This is a genomic window from Haloglomus halophilum, from assembly GCF_024298885.1.
Lineage (GTDB): Archaea > Halobacteriota > Halobacteria > Halobacteriales > Haloarculaceae > Haloglomus > Haloglomus halophilum.
In genome coordinates, this window is record NZ_CP101166.1 from 2,582,682 (window position 1) to 2,604,062 (window position 21,381).

20 protein-coding genes and 1 tRNA gene are annotated in these 21,381 nt (G+C 69.6%); 6 read left to right on the plus strand and 15 right to left on the minus strand.

Annotated elements, in window-relative coordinates; genetic code table 11:
- Positions 1-106 precede the first annotated feature (106 nt).
- Positions 107-1,132, plus strand: a complete 1,026-nt coding sequence (locus tag NL114_RS12515) for a type II glyceraldehyde-3-phosphate dehydrogenase (RefSeq protein WP_254821254.1) — start codon at positions 107-109, stop codon at positions 1,130-1,132.
- Positions 1,133-1,242: 110 nt separating this feature from the next.
- Positions 1,243-1,608 (plus strand): Hsp20/alpha crystallin family protein, encoded by a 366-nt coding sequence (locus NL114_RS12520; RefSeq protein WP_254821255.1) that lies wholly within the window; start codon positions 1,243-1,245, stop codon positions 1,606-1,608.
- 80 nt (positions 1,609-1,688) lie between these two features.
- Here NL114_RS12520 and NL114_RS12525 read toward each other — a convergent pair whose 3' ends face one another.
- Together NL114_RS12525 and NL114_RS12530 are read right to left on the minus strand one after the other, a co-directional pair.
- Positions 1,689-2,570 (minus strand): ATP-grasp domain-containing protein, encoded by an 882-nt coding sequence (locus NL114_RS12525; protein ID WP_254821256.1) that lies wholly within the window; start codon positions 2,568-2,570, stop codon positions 1,689-1,691.
- 145 nt (positions 2,571-2,715) lie between these two features.
- On the minus strand, positions 2,716-2,955 hold the full coding sequence (locus NL114_RS12530) for a DUF8151 family protein (protein ID WP_254821257.1): 240 nt from the start codon (positions 2,953-2,955) through the stop codon (positions 2,716-2,718).
- Between the two features lie 80 nt (positions 2,956-3,035).
- Between NL114_RS12530 and NL114_RS12535 the strand changes: the two genes are divergently transcribed.
- The gene (locus NL114_RS12535) at positions 3,036-3,266 is read left to right on the plus strand and encodes a DUF7860 family protein (RefSeq protein ID WP_254821258.1); all 231 of its coding nucleotides are present in this window, start codon (positions 3,036-3,038) and stop codon (positions 3,264-3,266) included.
- 67 nt (positions 3,267-3,333) lie between these two features.
- Here NL114_RS12535 and NL114_RS12540 read toward each other — a convergent pair whose 3' ends face one another.
- From NL114_RS12540 to NL114_RS12590, 11 genes are all read right to left on the minus strand, one after another.
- The gene (locus NL114_RS12540; protein ID WP_254821259.1) at positions 3,334-4,671 is read right to left on the minus strand and encodes a sodium/calcium exchanger protein; all 1,338 of its coding nucleotides are present in this window, start codon (positions 4,669-4,671) and stop codon (positions 3,334-3,336) included.
- A gap of 122 nt (positions 4,672-4,793) precedes the next feature.
- The gene (folP, locus tag NL114_RS12545; RefSeq protein ID WP_254821260.1) at positions 4,794-7,307 is read right to left on the minus strand and encodes a dihydropteroate synthase; all 2,514 of its coding nucleotides are present in this window, start codon (positions 7,305-7,307) and stop codon (positions 4,794-4,796) included.
- A 70-nt stretch (positions 7,308-7,377) separates the two neighbouring features.
- On the minus strand, positions 7,378-7,689 hold the full coding sequence (locus NL114_RS12550; protein ID WP_254821261.1) for a hypothetical protein: 312 nt from the start codon (positions 7,687-7,689) through the stop codon (positions 7,378-7,380).
- 358 nt (positions 7,690-8,047) lie between these two features.
- Positions 8,048-9,721 (minus strand): thermosome subunit beta, encoded by a 1,674-nt coding sequence (gene thsB, locus NL114_RS12555; RefSeq protein ID WP_350355372.1) that lies wholly within the window; start codon positions 9,719-9,721, stop codon positions 8,048-8,050.
- A gap of 213 nt (positions 9,722-9,934) precedes the next feature.
- The gene (locus tag NL114_RS12560; RefSeq protein WP_254821262.1) at positions 9,935-10,324 is read right to left on the minus strand and encodes a DUF7383 domain-containing protein; all 390 of its coding nucleotides are present in this window, start codon (positions 10,322-10,324) and stop codon (positions 9,935-9,937) included.
- Between the two features lie 126 nt (positions 10,325-10,450).
- Positions 10,451-10,531, minus strand: a tRNA-Ser gene (locus NL114_RS12565).
- Between the two features lie 27 nt (positions 10,532-10,558).
- Positions 10,559-10,807, minus strand: a complete 249-nt coding sequence (locus NL114_RS12570) for a DUF7981 family protein (protein WP_254821263.1) — start codon at positions 10,805-10,807, stop codon at positions 10,559-10,561.
- Positions 10,804-11,187, minus strand: coding sequence for a Rid family detoxifying hydrolase (locus tag NL114_RS12575; protein ID WP_254821264.1), 384 nt, complete (start codon positions 11,185-11,187; stop codon positions 10,804-10,806). Before NL114_RS12575 ends, NL114_RS12570 begins: the two co-directional genes overlap by 4 nt.
- Positions 11,188-11,738: 551 nt before the next feature.
- Positions 11,739-12,791: a M48 family metallopeptidase gene (locus tag NL114_RS12580; protein ID WP_254821265.1), complete on the minus strand. Its 1,053-nt coding sequence runs from the start codon at positions 12,789-12,791 to the stop codon at positions 11,739-11,741.
- 74 nt (positions 12,792-12,865) lie between these two features.
- Entirely contained in the window at positions 12,866-14,503 is a 1,638-nt protein-coding gene (locus NL114_RS12585) for a GTPBP1 family GTP-binding protein (protein ID WP_254821266.1), read from the minus strand.
- A gap of 111 nt (positions 14,504-14,614) precedes the next feature.
- Positions 14,615-14,998 (minus strand): hypothetical protein, encoded by a 384-nt coding sequence (locus NL114_RS12590; protein ID WP_254821267.1) that lies wholly within the window; start codon positions 14,996-14,998, stop codon positions 14,615-14,617.
- 155 nt (positions 14,999-15,153) lie between these two features.
- On the opposite strand from NL114_RS12590, the gene NL114_RS12595 reads away from it, so the two are divergent.
- Positions 15,154-16,134 carry a lamin tail domain-containing protein gene (locus NL114_RS12595; RefSeq protein ID WP_254821268.1) on the plus strand — a complete coding sequence of 327 codons (981 nt, stop codon included), beginning with the start codon at positions 15,154-15,156 and terminating at the stop codon, positions 16,132-16,134.
- A 75-nt stretch (positions 16,135-16,209) separates the two neighbouring features.
- Positions 16,210-17,505, plus strand: a complete 1,296-nt coding sequence (hisS, locus tag NL114_RS12600; RefSeq protein WP_254821269.1) for a histidine--tRNA ligase — start codon at positions 16,210-16,212, stop codon at positions 17,503-17,505.
- A gap of 56 nt (positions 17,506-17,561) precedes the next feature.
- Here the strand turns inward: hisS and NL114_RS12605 are convergent, their stop codons facing one another.
- Together NL114_RS12605 and NL114_RS12610 are read right to left on the minus strand one after the other, a co-directional pair.
- Complete coding sequence (locus NL114_RS12605) at positions 17,562-18,689, minus strand: glycosyltransferase family 4 protein (protein ID WP_254821270.1); 1,128 nt, start codon at positions 18,687-18,689, stop codon at positions 17,562-17,564.
- A gap of 28 nt (positions 18,690-18,717) precedes the next feature.
- The gene (locus NL114_RS12610) at positions 18,718-19,953 is read right to left on the minus strand and encodes a glycosyltransferase (RefSeq protein ID WP_254821271.1); all 1,236 of its coding nucleotides are present in this window, start codon (positions 19,951-19,953) and stop codon (positions 18,718-18,720) included.
- 238 nt (positions 19,954-20,191) lie between these two features.
- Here NL114_RS12610 and aceA point away from each other — a divergent pair, with 238 nt between their 5' ends.
- Positions 20,192-21,259, plus strand: a complete 1,068-nt coding sequence (gene aceA / locus NL114_RS12615; protein ID WP_254821272.1) for an isocitrate lyase — start codon at positions 20,192-20,194, stop codon at positions 21,257-21,259.
- The last annotated feature ends 122 nt before the right edge of the window (positions 21,260-21,381 follow it).

Genomic DNA, 21,381 nt, shown 5'->3' on the forward strand with positions numbered 1-21,381 from the left:
TCCCCGGAACCGAAAAAACGTGCTGCCAGCCACTCGACCGAGAGACCTGCCGATGGGGAGCGCGACTCTCGAAACGCTTACGCCCGGCCACCCGCCACGAGCAAGTATGATACAGGTCGCGGTCAACGGCTACGGGACCATCGGCAAGCGCGTCGCGGACGCCGTCACGCTCCAGCCCGACATGGAGCTGGTGGGCGTGGCGAAGACCAGCCCCAACCACGAGGCCGAACTCGCCGTCGAGAACGGCTATCCGCTGTACGCGGCGGTCGAGGACCGCATCGAGCTGTTCGACGAGGCCGGCATCGAACTCGCGGGCACGGTCGACGAACTCGTCGAGGCCGCGGACGTCGTCGTCGACGCCTGCCCGTCGGGTATCGGCGCCGACAACAAGTCGATGTACGAGGAACTCGACACGCCCGCGCTCTACCAGGGCGGGGAGTCGGCCGACCTCGTGGACACGTCGTTCAACGCCCGCGCGAACTACAGCGACGCCGAGGGCGCCGACCACGTCCGCGTCGTCTCCTGCAACACGACCGGCCTCTCCCGGCTGCTCGCGCCGCTCGAAGCGGAGTACGGCGTCGAGAAGGCCCGTGTCACGCTCGTCCGGCGCGGCGGTGACCCCGGGCAGACCGGCCGCGGCCCCATCAACGACATCCTCCCGAACCCGGTGACGCTCCCGAGCCACCACGGTCCGGACGTGAACACCATCTTCCCCGATCTTTCTATCGACACGCTGGGGCTGAAGGTGCCGGCGACGCTGATGCACACCCACTCCGTGAACGTCCAGCTGGAGCCCGACGCTGCCGACATGCCCAGCGCCGACGAGGTTCGCGAGCTGCTGGCCGGCGAGGAGCGGACGTTCATGGTCCAGCCGAGCCACGACATCGACGGCGCGGGCAAGCTCAAGGAGTACGCGCTGGACCGCGGCCGGCCGCGGGGGGACCTCTGGGAGAACTGCATCTGGAGCGAGTCCATCAGCGTCGAGGACGACGACCTCTACCTGTTCCAGGCCATCCACCAGGAGTCCGACGTGGTGCCCGAGAACGTCGACGCAATCCGCGCGGTGCTGGGTACGGCCGACGCCGCCGAATCCCGCGAGCGGACGAACGAGACGATGGGCGTCGGGCTGTAGCGGCCCGGCGAACGACGCGGCAAGCGGTGGGCGACGGCCGTCCGACTCCTGTGCCACGTTTTGACAAGGTGCGAAGCCTTTTGCCCCGTGGTGCCCAACTGCCGGCCGTAATGCGCCGCGACGACCGCGACGACGACCCGTTCTCGGATGTCTCGGACTTCTTCCGCGAGATAGAGCGGATGATGGGTGGTGCCGATTCGGGTTTCGGCGACGATGTCCACTTCCGGGTCGACCGCGAGGACGACCTGGTGCGGGTGGTGGGTGACCTGCCGGGCGTCGAGAAGGAGGCCATCGACGTCCAGTGCGACGGGCACGACCTCATCGTCGGCGCCGACACCGACCGGCACGAGTACCGCGAGCGCATCGACCTCCCGGTTCGGGTCGACGAGCACTCCGCGGCGGCCACCTTCAACAACGGTGTCCTCGAGATCACCCTCGACCCCGTCGAGAGCGGCACCGGTATCGACCTCGACTGACGACCGACCGCGACTCCGTTCCGCGTTCTTCCTCCCGAAGACGCCGCGCCCCGGTGGAGCGACAGCTCCGGCTGTCACCGTCACGCCTCCTCGGCCGTCCGTCGGACGAGCGCCGCCAGCCGGTCGTAGAAGCCCGGTTCGTACTTCGTCGCGGCGTCGACCGTCGGCCGGGCGTTCGTCTCGTTGACCACGGCCCGGCCTGCTCCGCCGTCGGCGACCAGCAGGTCCACGCCGAGCCAGGGGATGTCGAGCGCCGTGGCAGCCCGCTCGGCGAGGTCGCGCAGGTCGGCGGGCAGGTCCACGCCGGTCGCCTCGGCACCGCGGTGGACGTTGTGCTTCCAGCGGCCCGCCTCGCGAGCGGTGTCGGGGAGCCGCCGCTCGACGGCGCCGACGTACTCCCCCTCCACGCACATCACGCGGTAGTCGCGGGCGTCGGGTACGAGCGACTGGACGAGGAAGGAGCGGTCACCGGTCGCGGGGAACTCGTGGAGCAGGTCGAGGTAGTCGGTCACACCGAGCAGGGAGTCGGCATCGCCGACCCGCGCGACGCCGATGCCGCGCGTCGCCGAGTTGGGTTTGACGACGGCGGGGGCCCCCACGCGGTCGAGCGCGTCGAGCAGGGCGGTCTCGCCCGACGGGTTCGAGACGACGACCGAATCGGGTGTCGGAACCCCCGCCCGTCCGAGTCGAGCCAGCGTCTCCCCCTTGTGTCGCGAGCGGAGGACCGCCTCGCGGTCGTTCACCCACGGCACGTCGAGCAGGGCGTCGGCGATGCCGCCCTCGGCGAGCCGCGGCGGCGCGACGAAGCCGACATCCACGTCGGGGTAGGCGTCATCCGGGGCGGTGAGGTCGACCGTTCGCTCGGCCGTCGGCAGGTGGACCGCCTCGATACCGCGCTCGGCGAGGGGTTCACGGACCCGGTCGAGGGTCTCCGCGTCGGTCGCAACCCCGAGTCTGAGCATGTCCGGCCGTGGGGCCGCCGCCCATATCAGTCGTTGGAACGGTCGGTCCGGGCTCCGGGAGCCCAGGCCTCACCGACTGGTACGGTCAGGCGAACGTCCATCGACGACTGCCAGGGCGGTGTCAGCGATCACCGCACGGCGAAGATCAGGCGCTGATCTCAGCGAGCTTCGGCAGGACCTTGTCGGTGGCGATGGCATAGGCGAACCCGAGGCAGACGACGCCCGGGATGACGGCCCACAGGCCGACCGTCGTATCCCCTCCCTGGACGGTTACGAAGGCGAAGTGTTCGAGGTACGCTCCCGCGGCGGAGAGCGCCACAGCCGCCAGGCCAGAAAGAACCAGTTCCAGAAGTTCAGGGAGGAGTTCAACTGTCTGGGGTCGCATCGTTACTTTCTGAGTCAGTACGGGTGTTGATTAGCTTGCCGAAAGAGGAATAATAGTGCCTCTCGTTCCCACGGGTACCGATGCAGAGAGGTAACAGCACAACCGATTACGCCAAGTTCGCGAAACAGGGATTCCTGCTCGGTGTCGGGGCATTCCTCGTCGGGGAACTCACCGAACCGATCCAACATAGCTTCGGGATGGTGGTTCCTGGCTGGGAACACAGCCTGCTGTTCCTTCTGACGGTACTGGGGGTACTCACAGCCCTGCTCGCTCCGTTCGTGTTCGGGGTCGCCCTCCCGCTCACCCAGTAGGTGGTTCGCGACCGACGCGACGGTGGGCTCTTTCGTCGCCGATGTTCCGGTTGCTGTCGAAAGGGCTCTAATCGTCCGCTCGGACCTCTGACCCGTCGGCCGTCCCCCTGAACTGGCGCCGGCTGAGCGAAGCAACCCGCTTCGCGTCGTCGAACCGGCGCGCGAACAGGCCCAGCCCCAGCACCATGTAGAGCGTGGTGAAGGCGAGCAGGAGGGTGATACTGGCGCTCTCGGCGGCCGCCTCGGTCATCGTCCGGATGAGGACGAACTCGCCGATGACCTGTGAGAGGAACAGGACGAGCAACACCACCGCCTCCGTCATGGAGATGCGGAAGTTGATGAGGATGGACAGCGCGAAGAAGCTCTGGGCGGCGGTGAGCCATATCTCGGCGGCCTGCTTCTCGCCGAACGGGAGCGCGCCGTACTGGCCGAGCGCGATGGAGTAGACGACGACCAGCGTCCCGATGAGCAGCGTCCACTGGTTCAGCTTCGATGAGATGAGCGCGTTGAACGAGGCCGTCGTCCGGGCCTTGTTGACGAGATAGGCCGTGACGATGAGCTCCGGCGACTCGCTGGCCAGCGGCGCGAACCACTGGACCATGAAGAACTCGGGGATGCCGTAGCTCACGCCGATGGCCTCCAGCCCGTGTGCGAACGGCTCGACGGCGGTGAAGATGAGGAAGCCCGAGTAGACGAACAGCCCCAGGACGATGGGGATGCGGAGCTGTCGACCGAACCCCTGGAGGTAGGCGGGGACGCCGACGTGGGCCTCGCTCTCCTCGATGTCGCCACGGATGATGACGAAGATGTACGTGACGTACAGCCCCACGAGGACCAGCATGTCGACGATGTCGATGCCACGCCCGCCGCCGAGCATCCCGAACGGTACCAGGAACGCCCAGACGGTGGCGGCGGTGAGGAAGAGGATCTCGGTGGCGATGCTCTCGTCGAGTTTGACGGCGCTCGAGAGGAACCCGTCGCCCCGGTCGACCGCGGTGTCGCCCGAGGAGCGGGCCTTGTAGATGGAGAACAGGGCGATACCGGACCAGCCCAGGCCGATGAGGATGCGGTTAGCGCCGGTCATGTTGGCGACCGCGAGGTCGCCCCCGCCGGAGCCGGGGTTGGCGCCGGCCTGGTACGCGTAGAGGGCGTCGACGGCGTATTCGGGGGCCACCGCCAGCACCGCGAGGACCGCGAGCGCGAACGCCCGGGGAACGTCCTTCTCGGCGGTCTCGGCGCCCCACGCCAGCAGGAAGGAGGCGCCGAGGACGGCCGACCCCGCGACGAGGACCTGCAGCACCGTGGAGAGCGTGTCGACGGAGCCGGTCGCCCAGACGCCGACCCACGGCAGCGTGAAGAGAGCCGCAACCGCCAGCGAACCGATAGAGTACCGGGCGTTTGCCATCGTTCCAGGTACGCTGCCGGGGGCTTGTATCGCTTCTGCTTCCGGGACCGGGTCGGGTCACGCTCCCACGGATGGGAACCGTCGCGCCCGTTCGTACGGCGCGTGTCGGATTCTCTCCGCGCTCAGATGTCGTCCGGCTGGTCGGCGGCCTCGACGGTCCGGACGGCCGCGACGTTCTCGGCCACGTCGTGGACCCGGACCACGTCCGCGCCGCGGTCGGCCGCGAGTGCCGTGGCCGCCACCGTGGGTGCCAGCCGCTCGTCCACGTCCGCACCCAGCAGCTCGAACATCGACTTGTGCGAGTGGCCCACCAGCACGGGACAGCCCAGCGCCCGGAACTCGCCGATACGGCCCAGGAGCTCGAAGTTCTCGTGACGCGACTTGCCAAAGCCCAGGCCGGGGTCGACGAGTATCTGCGAGCGGTCGAGCCCGGCCTTCTCCGCGAGCAGGACGCGCTCGACCAGCCCCGCCAGCGTGTCCTCGACCACATCGTCGTACTCGACCTCGGCGTCGGGGTCGACCGGCGCGTTCACGGAGTGCATCACCACGACGGGCACGTCGCGCTCGGCCGCGAGCAGGCGCATCGCGGGGTCGGCCAGCCCGGAGACGTCGTTCAGCAGGTCCGCGCCCGCGTCCAGCGCGGCCTCGGCCACCTCGGCCTTCCGCGTGTCGATGCTCACCATCGCGTCGCAGTCGGCGATGCGCTCGATGACGGGCACGACGCGCTGTCGCTCCTCCTCGGCTGGCACGGGGTCGGCACCGGGCCGCGTGGACTCCCCGCCCACGTCGACGATGTCGGTGCCTGCCTCGACCATCGCCTCCGCGCGGGCGACGGCGTCCTCGACGGCGTCGTACTCGCCGCCGTCGTGGAACGAATCGGGGGTGACGTTGAGGATACCCATCACGGCGGTCCCGTCGGCCCAGGGGTAGCCCCGCTCGCGGGCGGCGGCGTCGGGGTCGGTGCGGATGCCGAGTCGGTGCCGGAGCTGTTCGCCGAGCTGCGAGAGACCGTACGGCTGCCCGTCGAGTTTCTCGAGCAGCGAGTTGAACTGCGCGAGCGTCCCCGAGAGGACGACGTCGACGGGCTCCTCGTCCTGCCGGGAGAGCCCCGACGTGGCACACTCCCCGCCGAGCGACAGCATCTCCTGCTTGAGGTACTCGGCCTGTCGCACCTGGACGCGGGTCTGCAGCGTCCGGTGGACCGTCTTCCCGCGCATCCGCCAGACGCCCGGGTCGGTGACGTTGGCGTCCCGCAGCGTCGCCTCGGCGGTCGGGAGGTCGTCGACCCGTTTGGGCACGTGCAGGCGCGTCCAGCGGGTCCGGGCCTCGGCGACCGTGTACAGCGAGCCCGTGACGAGGACGGCGTCGTCCTCGTCGGCAGCGTCGAGCGCCGCGTCGAGCGCGCCGGGGACGTTGCCCGTCCGCTCGACGGTGTCGTACCCGTCGGCCGCCTCGAAGGCGGCCGCGAGCGCCCCGGACGACTCCGCACGACTCACGTCCGGGCGGCAGGTGTACACCGCGCCCCGCGGGAGCGCGGCGGCCATCCCGGCGTGGTCCTTGTCGGCCATCGCGCCGACGACGAGGTGGCAGTCCGCGAACTCGTCGCCGAACTCGGCGAGCGTCCCGGCGACGGACTCGCAGCCGCCGGGGTTGTGTGCCCCGTCGAGCACGATCAGCGGGTCCCGCGAGAGCACCTCGAATCGACCGGGCCAGTGGGCGTTGCGAAGGCCCGTCCGCAGCGCGCTGTCGGGGTCGGCCGTCGTCCGGTCGTCGAGCGCGTGGAGGGTCTGCCGGACGAGCGCGGCGGCCACGCCCGCGTTCCGGGCCTGATGGGCGCCGGGGAGTGCGAGCCGCGCGTCCAGTGACCAGTCCGGGCCCGCCAGGGTGGCGGCGCCCTCGATGCCCTCGCGCCCGTGGTAGTCGACGGTCACGTCCGGCGCCTCGTCACGGTCGTCCGCGGCGTCGGCGGCGTCCGCCGTCCCGACCGTCAGCACGCCCCCGCGCTCGTCGGCGACCTCGCGGACGGCCGCCAGTCCGCCGCCTGTCGCCCCCGTGACGAGCGGTCGGTCGGCCGGCGCGACGTGGGCCTTGTCCCGGGCGATCTCGGGGACCGTGTCGCCCAGCACGTCGGCGTGTTCGAGCGTGACGCTCGTCACGGCGCTCGCCACCGGGTCGACGACGCTCGTGGCGTCGTGCTTGCCCCCGATGCCGACCTCGAGGACGGCGACATCGACGTCGGCGCGGTCGAACGCCCACAGCGCCATCGCGGTGACCGTCTCGAAGAACGTCGGCGACTCGCCCGCGCCCGCCCGCTCGACGATGTGGTCCTCGGCGGCGTCGACGAACTCGCAGACGGCACCCTTCGTGACCTGGCGGTCGTTCACGAGGATCCGCTCGCGGAGGTCGTCCAGATGCGGGGAGGTGTACAGCCCCACGTCGAGGCCGGCCTCGCGGAGCGAGCACTCGACCATCCGCGCGGTCGAGCCCTTCCCGTTCGAGCCGGCCACCTGCACGGGGACGAGGTCCTCGTGGGGGTCGCCCAGGTGTTCGAGGAGGCGCTCCGTGGACGCCACGCCGGTCCGGGGCGAGTACCGGCGGAGGTCGAACAGGAAGTTCGCCGCCTCGTGGTAGTCCATACCCCGAGTCGCCCTGCGGGGCGCTTCAGGGTGTCGGACTCGGCAGGAGTCCGCGAGCCCCGGCCTGCGACTACACCGAGAACCGCCGTCGGGCCCGGCCGACCAGCGACCGGAGCTGGTCGCTGTCGATGTCGTCCAGCGACACCTCCCGGGCCACCTTCACCAGTGCCGCCACGACGATGCCGACCTCGAGCAGTGCGAGGACCACCAGCGCGACGAGATACGGCAGTGCGGTCTCCAGCAGCGCCAGCAACGTGGTTCCGCCGGTCAGCGTCACCACGACCTGCCACAGTCCGACCAGGCCGACGCCGACGCCCAGCAGCAGGACGACGGCGGCGGCCGCCAGATAGCCCCACGGAATCGCGTCGGTGACGGTACTCATGCGTGGGGGTAGTCGTGGTGACCGTATCAATATGACGGCCGTATCTGGGATAAGGTGTGATAAATCTGGAAATAGGGGATGATGGTGCTGTTCTTATGACTGGTCTATGAGCATAGGTTGAAAATGGCGATTAGAATAAATATGGGCTGCCGTTGGCGGTTCAGGGAGCGGTCGGTGGACTGCATCCGCGCGCCGAAGGCGCGCGGTTCACTCGTCCGAGGCGAGCGGTGAGCCGGCCGAAGGCCGGCGAACCCGATGCCGAGGACGAGCTTTTTTCTGAACGTTTTTTCGGCAAGCGGTGACCGAAGACGGCCGGCCGCAGGCCGGCCGGCGAGGTCACCCGCAGCCGAAAAAAGCTCTACATCATGCCGCCCATGCCACCGCCCATACCGCCCATGCCGCCGCCCATGCCGCCACCGGGGCCGCCCGCCTCTTCCTCGCCCTCGGTGGACAGGTCACCGGCAGCGATGATGTCGTCGATCTTCAGCACGAGCGTGGCGGCCTCCGTGGCGCTGGAGAGCGCCTGCTCCTTGGCGTGGGCCGGCTCGACGACGCCGGCGTCGTAGGTGTTGACCACGTCACCGCTGAAGACGTTGAGCCCGGCGTGGGCGTCACCGTCGGCGTGCGCGGCACGCAGGTCGACCAGCGTGTCGATGGAGTCGAGGCCGGCGTTCTCCGCGAGGACGCGGGGAACGAGTTCGAGCGCGTCGGCGAACGCCTCGACGGCCATCTGCTCGCGGCCCTCGACGGAGTCGGCGAAGTCACGCAGGCGGCTAGCGATCTCGACCTCGGCGGCACCGCCGCCGGCGAGGACGCGGCCGTCCGCCACGGTGGTCGCGACGACGTCGAGCGCGTCACCGATGCCGCGCTCGGTCTCGTCGACGACGTGGTCGGTGGAGCCCCGGATGATGAGCGTGACGCCGTGGGCGTCCTCGTCGCCCTCGACGAGGAACATGTCGTCGGCGTCGTCACGGGAGACATCGGCACGGCCGAGGTCGCTCGCGTCGAAGTCGTCGAGGTCGGAGACGACGTTGGCGCCCGTGACCTCCTTCAGGAACTTCAGGTCGGACTTCTTCACACGGCGGGCCGCGAGGATGCCCTCCTTCGCGAGGTAGTGCTGGGCGAGGTCGTCGATACCCTTCTGACAGAAGACGACGTCCGCGCCGGAGTCGGCGATCTGCTGGACCTTCTGCTTGAGGCGCTCCTCCTCCTGGTCGAGGAAGTCCTGGAGCTGGTCCGGGCTGGAGAGGTTGACCTGCGCGTCGCCGTCGGGCTCCTCGACCTCGATGGGCTCGTTGACGAGGAGGACATCGGCGTCGTCGACCTCGCTCGGCATGTCCGGGTGGGCCGGGTCCTTGTCGATGGCGGCGCCGTGGAGCAGCTCGGACTCGCCGACCGAGCGGCCGGTCTGGGTCTCGATGTTGACGAACTCGAGGTCGACGACGGTGCCGCCGTCGTCCGTCTCGACGGAGACGGCCTGCACGGCGTCGACGATGAGCTGGGCGAGCAGGTCCTTGTTCTGCTCGGCGCCCTTGCCCGTCATCGACGTCTCGGCGAGCTTCTTCAGGAGGTCGATGTCGTCGGGTTCGACCTCGGTGGCGATGTCGTCGACCAGACTCCGGGCCTCCTCGCTGGCGAGGTGGAAGCCACGGATGATGGCCGACGGGTGGATGTCCTGCTCGAGGAGGTCCTCGGCGTTCTTGAGGAGTTCGCCAGCGGTCGCGACGGCGGTGGTGGTGCCGTCGCCGGCCTCGTCCTCCTGTGTCTCCGCGACCTCGACGATCATCGACGCGGTGGGGTTGTCGATGTCCATCTCCTGCAGGATGGTGACACCGTCGTTCGTGATGGTGACGTCACCCATCGAGGAGACGAGCATCTTGTCCATCCCCTTCGGGCCGAGGGTGGTCCGTACGGACTCCGCGACCGCACGAGCCGCCTCGATGTTGTGGCTCTGGGCGTCCTTGTCCTTCATCCGCTGGGAGTCCTCCCCCAGGATGATCATCGGCTGGCCCTGCATTCGCTGTTGGCTCATAGTCAGCGAAAGATTGCGAGCAGTTCTATATAAAAGTGGCGTTCGCGGGCCCCGAGGGCGTCGCTGACCCTGGCGACATTCTCGACCGCAAACCATGCGATGACAGCCGAGCGGCGGCGAATACCGTGTGAACGGCTCCCAACGATACGCGTCGAGAGACGGAACTTGTTGCCGGGGTTTATATGTGTCGACGATGCGGGTCGCGCCCGTCGGCTACTCGACCGGCTCCTTCCAGTGGACCGTCGCGGTCCCGATGACGAACGCGTCGTCGGTGGCCGCGTCGCGCCGGACCCGGAGCGTGTTCTCCCCGCCGACGAGGTCGGTGCCGGTGATGGAGTCCATCCAGCACTGCCAGCCCGGCGCCGGGGGGATGTCGAACCCGGAGAGCGGTTCGCCGTTCACGACGATCTCGTGGCCGAACTCGCTCACGTCGTACGCCTGGAGCTGGACGAACCCCTCCGTCGGGTCGTCCGCGGGAATCTCGAACGCGTGTGCCTCGGTCCGGTCGCCGACGAACTCCGCCCACGGCGTGTCGAGGTCGTCCGCGTCCTCGCCGAGCAGTTCCATGAAGTTCACCAGCGCGTAGTTTGCCCGCCGTGTCATACACGCCCCGTCGACGGGTGACTGTATAGGTGCGGCGCTACCCGGACGTACGAGCTATCGCAGATACCTGCTCAGAAAAGAATAGTATCCTGTATATCTGTCTAGAGGAGGTGGTAATCTGAGAAGCGCCGGGACAGGGATTTGAACCCTGGATCCCAGAGGGAACACGCTTTCCAGGCGTGCGCCTTACCACTCGGCCATCCCGGCTCGAACGACGCTAACCCGTTGCGCCGCTTAAGGTTGTTCCTTCTTCCCGGTCGACTCCGTTCCGTCGGTTTCCGGGACCTCGAACGCGGGTCCGACCCGTCGTTCCAGCCAGTAGGCCGTACCGCCGGCGCCGACGCCGACGAGCGCTGCGATCCCCAGTGCGACGGGCAGCGTGACCGTCGCGCTCGTCAGCAGCTGGAGCGCCTGTACGCCCGCGAGGAAGGCGAGCGCGCCGACGGCGCCCCACAGGAGCGCCGACTTCCGCCGGGGCCTCATTCGACGACCGCGACGGCCTCGATCTCGACGGCGACGCCCTTCGGGAGCGCGCCGGCCTGCACGGCCGACCGCGCCGGCGGCTCCTCGCGGAAGTAGGTGGCGTACGTCTCGTTCATCGCCTCGAAGTCGTCGATGTCCGCGAGGAAGACGGTCGTCTTCAGCACGTCCGAGACCCCGGCGCCGGCCTCGTCGAGCACGGCCACGAGGTTGTCCAGTGCCTGCTCGGTCTGCTCGCTGACCGGCGCGTCGCCGAGCAGTTCCCCGTCGGGCGTGAGCGGGATCTGCCCGGCTGTGAACACGAGGTCGCCGTTCGTCGTCGCCTGGCTGTAGGCGCCCACCGCTTCGGGGGCCTCGTCGGTGTGGACGATGTCCTTCGGCATGGTCGGCGGTCGGGCGGCCGGGGCGATAAAGCCCGGGTGCCGGTTGCCTGTCGGTAGGCTGGTCGTGCGTAGGTACTGGATTGGCTTGGTGAGTTTGCTGCTGACAGCACCGATAGGGAGCTGTTGAGACGGGGAGCTGTTGAAAGCCCCCGCGGGCTCGGGAGGCCGGGCCTCGCTGCGCTCCTCGGCCTCCCTGCGGTCGGCCTGCGGTGCTTGCGTCGTCCGGGCCCCGCCGAGCCCGCGGCCCCTTTCAGTCCCGCCCTGTGGCTGTCCGAGGTCGCGTCCACACCATGCTAGCTCGGTGTGTGCGCTCCGTGGAACGGACAATCTCGGGTGGGAATGGAAGGGGCTGGCCGCCTCGACCCGGCCCGGCCGACGCAAGCACCGCAACGAGCGACCGAAGGGAGCGACGTGAGGAGCGCAGCGAGGCCCGGCCGGTCGAGCGGTCAGGGGCTTCCGAGGTGGTTTCTTCCAGGGAGATATTGACTACACCTCCCTCCAACTACGTTCCCTCTCCCCACCGAACCGGGGGCACCATCCTCGCCGGAGCGTTACTTCACGTCGATACGAACGCCCTGCCCCCCGCGAGCGCGGGCCTCGCCCGAGACGGTCGCCTCGCGTTCCTGCCGGCCGACGAGTCGCTCGATGCGCTCCTCCATCTTCGGGTGGGTCGCCAGCAGGCGCGTGAGCGTTCCCTCCTCGTCACCGTGGACCACGAGGTCCGAGAGGAGGCCGCTGGGTGGGCGCGCCGCGCGGTCGATGCGGGCGAGCGCGCCGGCGAGTGCCATGGGCCGGCCGGTCACCTCGACGGCGCGGTCGTCGGCCGCGAGCTCCCGCCGTCGGGAGTAGGCTCGGAGCGCGAGCGTGAACACGAACAGGACGACCACCACGCCCGCGGTCGCGTACGCGTGCGCCGCCGTGGTGGCCTCGGTGATCTCGCGGGGGGAGTCACCGCGGAGATAGGCGACCGCGCGGGCGACGCCGACCGTGAGGATGATGACCGGGAGCAGCGCCAGCGTCACGAGCCCGGTCACGGTGCGGACGACGCTGCTCCCGAGCGTCTTCACCAGCCCGTCCCGGTTCTCGAGGTGTGCCAGTTCGTGTGCGAGGATGGTCTCCAGCTGGGGGCCATCGAGCAGCCGGAACAGCGACGGGTCGATGACGAGGAGGCCGTCGCGGGGCCCACCGAGTGCCAGCGCGTTCGGCGTCCCCAGCTGCCCGACGGCCAGCGTGGGCGGGGCGATACCCATCTCCTCGGCCATCGCGCCGACGCGGTCGTAGAGCTCCGGGGCACGGGGCCGCGGAATCTCCGTGGGTTCGAGCTCACGCCGGAGCGACACCAGGCCGCCCCGGTAGCTGGCGTAGCCGAACGCGAGCGCGAGGCCGAGAACGACCGCGACCGTCGTCACGGGGTCCGGACGTCGCGCCCAGAGGTAGAGCAGCCCCCGGTAGACGACGAACGCCGCGGCGGCGTAGAGTACCAGCACGACGACGCCGACGACGGCCATCAGGAGCCGGAGGCCGGGCCCCGGATCGAACGGGGCCGACGAGCGCCGTACGGCCGGGGTGTCCTCCGACGGGGGGCGGGGACCGCGACGAGACACGCCCACGGGTAGGCGCGGGAGCGACAAGACGGTTGCCGTGGGGCGCGCCGGTCCGTCGCCCGTCCGAGCGGGCGCTACTCGTCCGGATGGATGTCGGTGACGGTGCCGACGCCCTTCGACTGGCCCTCGCGGAAGACGAAGCGCTGGCCCTCCTCGACGAGGTAGGGGTGGAACTTGAACCGGAGGCGTGCGCGGCCCGTGTCCCCGGGGAGCAACTGGCCGCCCTCGGGGTAGATGGCGGCGGCCTCGCTCACCGTCTCCAGGTGGACGACGGGCTCGTACCCCTCGTCGATGCGTGTGGGGTGGTTGAGCACCATCACCTCGGCCTCGAACTCGCGAACCGGCTCCGGGTCGGCCGAGCGCGGCAGGAGGACCATCCCGCGCTCGATGTCGGCCTCGCGGACGTTCTTGAGCGCGATGCCGACGATGCGGCCCGCGGTGGCCTCGTCGACGCGGTGGTAGTGCATCTCGATGGAGCGGACCTCCACCTCCCGGAAGGAGCCGTCCTGCATGGGGCCGAGCAGCAGCTCGTCGCCCGCCGAGACCGTCCCCGAACGGATGGTGCCGGAGGCGACCGCGCCGACACCTTTCACGTTGTAGCTCCGGTCGATGTACATCTGGAACGGCTCGGCGGCGGCGCCGCTCTCGGTCTTCGGGAGCCGGTGGAACAGCTCGTCGAGCACCTGCAGCCCCTCCATCGTCACGGCGCTCGTCGTGACGACGGGGACGACCGTCTCGGAGATCTCCTCGATGGCGGCCTCGACGCCGTGCCGGGCGACCGAGAGGGGTGTCCGGTCGGCGCCCCGGAGGAGCCGCTCGACCTCGCGCTCGACCTCGGCCAGCCGGTCGTCGGTCACCATGTCCGCCTTCGTGATGGCGACGATGGTCGGTAACTCCGTCGCCAGGAGGATGCCGAGGTGCTCGCGGGTGGTCTTCGTCGGGCCGTCGTCGGCCGCGACGACCAGCAGGCCGTAGTCGAGCTTCTGCCCGACGAGGCCGCGGATGGTGGTGCGGAGCCACGGCTCGTGGCCCACCGTGTCGACGAAGCTCACGAGCCGGTCGGCCTCCTCGACGACGCCGGCGCGGTCGGACTTCCGGTGGGGGTTGTCCATCCGGACGGGGCCGTCCTCGTCGTCGAAGCCGTAGACGCCGTACGAGAGGTCCGCGGAGAGCCCACGCTCCATCTCGTGGGGCTGGACGTCGAGGAAGGCCCGGGTGCCGCCCTCGCCATCGTCCGGTTCGCCCGTGACCAACGAGCCGACGAGCGTCGACTTCCCGTGGTCGACGTGGCCCGCCGTCCCGACGACGATGTGCTCGTCGTCCGTGTCGAGGACGGCGCCCTCGCGGATGGTGGCGACGCCGACGATGCCGCGGCTCGCTGAGGGGTCGACGCCATCCTCGCCGACGCCCCACGTCTGTACGTCGTCGATGTGCGCGCCGGCCTCCTCGGCCAGCAGGCTCAGCACGTCCATCGACTCGGAGAAGGCGTCGGAGGAGATGCCCGCGATGCCGCCGTCGTCCGTGACGCCGACGACGTAGGTGGCCTCGCCGTCGCCGCTCAGGACGCGGTGGCGCAGTTGCGCGGCGAGGGATTCGAGCCGGCCGTCCGTCAGGTGGACGGCCCGGGTGAGCCGTTCTTTGAACTCGACGCTGCCGCCCTCCTCCTCACCGTGCTCGATGGCACGGTCGAGGAGGGCCCGGTCGGCTGGCATACGAGAACAGGTAACAGTCGCCCCGACAAAAGGCTTCCCGAACGCGTGTGTCGCGGTATCGTGGAACAATCGACCCCTGATGTACGGTCCCGGTCGTGCCGGTTCGACCGTTCAGGGCCACGTCAACCCGCGCAGGCTGTTCAGCGTCCCGGGGGAGGCGAAGGGGGTCCCGTCGTGGGCCATCGGCCGCAGAGCGACCAGTCCGTCCAGTCGGTCCTCCAGTCCGGCGCGGTCGGTCGTGTCGTAGCCGGTGACGGTCCACGGGGGCCAGACCGTCAGCAGTTCGAACCGGCTCCCGGACCACCGAGCGTAGACATCGGCGGCACCGTCCTGGGCGACGAGTGCCAGCTCGCCGTCGGTCGCGCGCATCGTCTCGATGTGGTCCGAGAGGTCGGCGTCGCCACCGCCATCCGTGACCGCCTGGAAGACGTTGCGGACCGGCTGCTGGTCGGAATGGGACAGCAGGATATCCCGCACTTCTGTCTCGTCGCTCATCGGTCGTGCGTATGTGTGGCACGCACATAATCTCCGGGGTGGCCGCGGCTCCCGCTGAGGGTGGAACCACGGGCGGGCGGGTCGGTGGTGACCCTCCGGTCACGGGGTCCCGCCGCGGCCGCCACCGCTTTGCCGTGTGCTCGCGTGGGCCCGGTATGGAACGGTCCCGGCTCGTGGCGGTCCTGCTCGCGACGCTACTGCTGACGGCGGGATGTACGGCCTCACAGCCCGCGGCCCCGCCGGGCGACGGCGGCGTGGACGACGGGCAGTCCGGTGCCGCGTCGCTCCACGGCGCCGACACGACCGGCAGCGTCACGGTCACCGTCACGCGGGTCGTCGACGGTGACACCCTGAAGGTGGAGTACGACAACGGGACCGCCGACACCGTCCGGCTGCTCGGGGTCGACACGCCCGAGGTCCACACCGACAACTCGCCCGACGAGTTCGAGGGCGTCCCCGAGACGGAGGCCGGGCGCTCCTGTCTCGGGCGCTGGGGCGAGCAGGCCAGCAGCTACGTGAAGGAGACCCTCGCCGGCGAGGAGGTCACGCTCTATTTCGACGCGAACGAGGGTCGCCGTGGCTACTACGACCGCCTCCTCTCGTACGTCGTCCACGACGGCTCGAACGTCAACTACGGCCTCGTCTCGGGCGGCTACGCCCGGGTGTACGACTCGCAGTTCACCGCGCGCGAGGCGTTCTACGACGCCGAATCGACCGCGCAGAACGAGGGCACGGGGCTCTGGGAGTGCGCTACCGAGTCGCCACTGACCGGAACGGCGACCGTGACAGCCGATGGCGGCTCCACGGACGGCCGCCTCGCCGTCACTACCATCCACGCCGACGCCGAGGGCAACGACAACGAGAACCTCAACGACGAGTACGTGACTCTGGAGAACACGGGTGACTCGGACCTCTCGCTGTCGGGCTGGACCGTCAGCGACGAGGCCGGGAAGACGTACACCTTCGGCGACGTGACGCTGGCGCCCGGCGAGACAGTGACGCTCCACACCGGGAGCGGCTCCGACACCGCGAGCGACGTCTACTGGGGCCGCGACGGGGCGGTCTGGAACAACGGCGGCGACACCGTGACCGTCCGGGACGACTCGGGGTCGGTCGTGGCCGAACGGTCGTACTGATGGGTCGGCCTGGGGGGCCCGGATGGGCACCCGCCGACCGTAACCTTTCAACCCGCGCCCGGCGAACCGCGCGCCATGTACGAGCGTCTGAAGGGCTTTCGCGACTTCTTCCCCGCGGAGATGGCCGCCCGGCGCGCCGTCGTCGACACCGTCGAGGACGTCGCGCGTCGCTACGGCTTCCGCGAGATCGACACGCCCCGCCTCGAATCCGCCGAGATGTGGGCCGACAAATCCGGCGACGACATCGTCGACGAGCTGTACGCCTTCGAGGACAAGGGCGGGCGCCACGTCACGCTCACGCCCGAGCTCACGCCGACGGTCGCGCGCATGGTCGTCGACAAGGGACAGGAGCTGAGCAAGCCCATCAAGTGGGTCTCGACCCGCCCGTTCTGGCGGTACGAGGCGGTCCAGCAGGGTCGCTTCCGCGAGTTCCACCAGACCAACGTCGACATCTTCGGGACCGACGAGCCGACGGCCGACGCCGAGGTGCTGGCGTTCGCGGCCGACTCGCTCACCGAACTCGGGCTGACCGGCGAGGACTTCGAGTTCCGGGTCTCGCACCGCGACATCCTCGGGAACCTGCTGGAGTCGTTCGAGCCCGATGTCGACACGCGCGCGGCCATCCGCGCGGTCGACAAGCGCGCGAAGGTCGACTACGACGAGTACCTCGACCTGCTCGCGGCGGCGGGGATGGAGCGGGCCGACGCCGAGTCGTTCGACGACCTCGTGGCGGGCGACGACCTCGAGGCCGTGGCCGAGGCCGGCAACGAGGACGTCAACGCCGCCGTCGACAACCTGCGTGCCGTCCTCGACGCCGCCGAGGACTTCGGCGTCCGCGAGTTCTGCGACGTGTCACTCGCGACCGCGCGCGGGCTGGACTACTACACCGGCGTCGTCTTCGAGTGCTTCGACTCGACCGGCGAGGTCTCGCGCTCCGTCTTCGGCGGCGGCCGCTACGACGACCTCATCGAGTCGTTCGGCGGCCAGCCCACCCCTGCCGTCGGCGTCGCCCCCGGCCACGCCACGCTCCACCTGCTCTGCCAGCGCGCCGGCGTCTACCCCGACGAGGCCGTCTCGACCGACTACTATGTGCTGTCGGTGGGCGAGACCCGTCCCGAGGCCCTGCGCGTGGCCCGTGACCTCCGCGAGCGCGGCCACGTCGTCGAGACGGACCTCAACGACCGCGGCTTCGGCTCGCAGCTCTCCTATGCCGACTCCATCAACGCCGAGACGGTCGTCGTCGTCGGCGAGCGCGACCTGGAGGACGGCAACGTGACGGTCAAGGACATGGCCAGCGGCGACGAGACCACCGCCCCGTTCGAGAGCTTCCCCGGCGATATGGAGCGGCCGACGTACGACGATTTCGCGTAACTCGGAGGTTTGTGTTCAGTTGCCGAAATTGTGGGAATGAATCTGGGATTATGAGGTTATCTGCTGGATAATTCGCCGAACAGCGACTCGTACTCTCCCGCGACCCGTGACCAGTCGTAGTCCAGCGCCCGCTCCCGTGCCCGCTCGCCCATCGCGTCGACCGCGTCGCGGTCCCGCGCGAGGCCGTCGAGTGTCAGCGCCAGTCGTTCGGGCGTGGGCTCGACCACCTGTCCCACGGCGTCGTCGACCACGTCCGTCGCCGCGCGCGGCGAGGCCACCACGGGCGTCCCCGACGCGAGCGCCTCCAGCACCGTCAGCGGCATCCCCTCGTACGCGGAGGGCAGGACGAACACGTCGCTCCGGGCGTAGCGCGCGGGGAGGGCGGCGTCGGGGACGTAGCCGAGGAACGTCACGCGGTCGCCGACGCCGGCGCGCCGGACGCGCCGCTCCAGTTCCCCGCGCAGCGGTCCATCGCCGCCGACCGTGAGCCGCCAGTCGCCGTCCGACCGCTTGACGGCGTCCACCAGCCGCCCCGGTCGCTTCTGCTCGACGAGGCGACCCTGGAAGTGGATGTGGACGGGCCTCTCGTCGTCGCCCCCGGCGCCGCCCGCGCCGGGGTGGAACCGCTCGGTATCCACGCCGTTCGGGATGTCGACGAGCCGGCCGTCCGCGGCCGGGTCCGGTCCCCCGAGCCGGCCGACGCGCGCGATGTCCTCGCGGACGTTGTCGGAGATGGCGACCACGCGGTCGGCGTGGCGGGCGATGCGGCGCTCCAGCGCGGCGTAGGCCAGCGCCTGGGGCTTGCCGACGATACCGCGCGCGCCGGCGCGGGCGAGCCAGCCGTGCCAGACGAGGTGGAAGACCATCGCCGTCGGCACGTCGAACGCGGCCCCGAGGGTGGCACTCTCGTCGGTCAGGAGGAGGGCGTCGCAGGCCTCGGCGTCGGCGCGGGCGGCGCGCGCGAGCCCGAGTTCCGTGACGGGGTTGGCCTTCACGTCGCGTGGTGAGGGGTAGGTCCGCACGTCGATGTCGCCGATACCGTCGCGGCACTCGCGTGGCTCGTCGGTGAAGACGGTCACGTCGTGACCGCGCGCACCGAGCGCGCGAGCGAGGTGCTCCGTGTGGCGCTCGCCGCCGCCTGGTTCTGGCCGCGCGAAGTACGCCTGGAGGACGCCGACGTGCATCAGCGACCGCCCCGGGGAAGACTGGGCATCAGAAGCGGGCCTGGAAGTCGGCGTAATGCCCGGCGACCAGTTCGCGGAGCCGTGTCTCGAACGTCTCGCGGGAGAACTCCTCGACTGCCGCGCGTGCGTCGCCGTCGGCGAGGCCGTCGCGCTCGAAGCGCGCGAGGGCGGTCCGGATGCCCGCTGGCGTACCGTCGTGGGTGTAGCCGTTCTCGCCCTCGTCGACGTGCATCCCGGGGAAGCCCGTCTCGTTGACGAGACACGCCTTGTCCGAGGCGTTCGCCTCGACCGGAACGATGCCGAAATCCTCCCGATGGCCGTTGAACACGACCGCGCGACAGTTCGAGAGGAGCGCGCGCTTCTCGTCCTCGCTGACGAAGCCCCGGTAGTCGACGTTCGGGAGCGAACTGACCCGCTCGCGGACGCGCGCGGCCACGTCACCCTCCGGCCCCGCGAGCAGGAGCCGGCGGTCGGTGCCGGCGAACGCTTCGACGACGGCCTCGACGCCCTTCTCGTCGTCCAGCCGGCCGAGGTGGAGGTAGTAGCTGCCGTCCGTCCCGGCCGAGGGGTGGGTGTCGTCGGGGGGGCTACCGCGCTCCCGTGCCACCGGCGCCCCGCCGTCCGTCCGGTACCGTTCCAGCGGCACCGGTGGGTAGAGCACCTCGGATTCGCGGTCGTAGTACTTCCAGAGGCGGCGCGCGATGACCGGGCTGTTGGCGAGGTAGTGGTCGACGCGGCGGTCGACCGCCGCATCGCGGGTCCGGAGGTAGCGCAGGAGCGGGCGGCCGAGCAGTCCGAGGGCCGACCCCTTGCGCTCGTGGTAGAGGTCGTAGAACCAGCGGGGCGGGGAATGACAGTAGTTGATGTGGAGGGTGTCGTCGGGCGTCACGACGGCCCGGGGGGTCGCCCCGGAGGTCACGAGCACGTCGATGTCGCCGTAGTCGCGCCAGTCGACGTCCTCCCAGATGCCGTACTCGAAGACGCGGTCGAGGCTCGCCTGGGCGCGCCGGAGCGGGGTCAACGAGAGGTCCTCCAGCACGTCGTGGAACGGGATATCCGACGGCCCGGCGGTCTCGGTCGGGGGGGCGACCGTGTAGATGCAGTCCGCACCGAGCGTCTCCGCGATGGCGCCGGCGACCCGGACGGCGCCGCCGATACCCCGGACGCGCCAGTGGGCCACCGCGATGGTCAGGTCCGCGATGTCGACCGATGGTCGCTCGGTGCCGTCGGCGCCAGCTGTCGCGCCGGTCGACTGGCTACTCACTACCGGCGGTGAGGTGGAACGCGTGGAAAACGTTTGTGGCCTGAAACGGTCGGGCTCAGGGGTTATACGCCCCCTAAATCCAGATTTGCTAGAGGATGTCACTCCCTTATATTCGTTAGTCGAACCTAGTGCGGCCCAACTCCTTAGACGATATTACCATTATAATTCATAAGGGTTTTATCCGCCCTCGCGTCAGGGTCGGACAGAGTACGGGCCTTCGCGCCCGCTCAGACAACCAATGGCACACGACAACGACGGCAAGGACGAGGTTGCGAGCCGCGTCCAGAACACGGAATCTATCGTTCGAGAGGTCGACAACAAGGCTGCGCGCGAGCTGCGACAGAAGTTCGAGGAGCAGGACTTCACGTTCGCGCCCGGTCTCTACCACGCGCTCGACGCGCGCCTGGCCGAGATGGCCGGGCTCGACGCTGCGTACATGTCGGGCTACTCGACGGTCCTGGGCCAGTTCGGCTTCCCGGACCTCGAGATGGTCACGATGACCGAGATGGTCGAGAACGCAAAGCGCATCGTCGAGGCCACGAACCTGCCGGTCGTCGCCGACTGTGACACCGGCTACGGTGGCATCCACAACGTCCGCCGAGCGGTCCGCGAGTACGAGAAGGCCGGCGTCGCCGCCGTCCACATCGAGGACCAGACGACCCCGAAGCGCTGTGGCCACATCGCCGGCAAGAAGATCGTCCCGCGTGACGAGGCGAAGGCCCGGTTCGAGGCCGCCGTCGACGCGAAGCAGGACGAGGACACCATCATCATCGCCCGCACCGACGCGTACGGCTCCGCCAACGGTGACTGGGAGGAGCACCTCGAGCGCGGCCGGATGTACGCCGACGCCGGCGTCGACCTGGTCTGGCCCGAGATGCCGGACCCGTCCCGCGATGACGCCGTCGAGTACGCCGAGACCATCCACGAGACCCACCCGGACCTGCAGCTGGCGTTCAACTACTCCAGCTCGTTCGCGTGGTCCGAGGAGGAGGACCCGCTCACGTTCCAGGAGCTGGGTGACCTCGGTTACCAGTACATCTTCATCACCCTCTACGCCCTGCACAGCGGTGCGCACGCGGTCTACGAGGACATGAAGAACATCTCGGAGAACGACGAGGAAGCGCAGTGGGACCTCGAGGACCGCTACCTCGGCCACGAGACCGAGAGCCACCACGAGCTCTCGTTCGTCTCGCGGTTCCAGGACATCGAGGCGCAGTTCGACCCCGAGGCCAAGCAGCGGATGGAGGAGTCCGCCGGCTTCACCGAGGAGGAGTCGGACCCGCTGACCTCGAACGACGACGACTGATTCCGTCGTAATCCGCGGTCTATTGCGATCCTTTTCTTCACCCGCTCGTCAGTGGCTTCTTTCGGTTGAAATCTCGGAGGTTCAGGTCGTGCTCTAGCTGTTTCCTCATGATCCATCCGCCC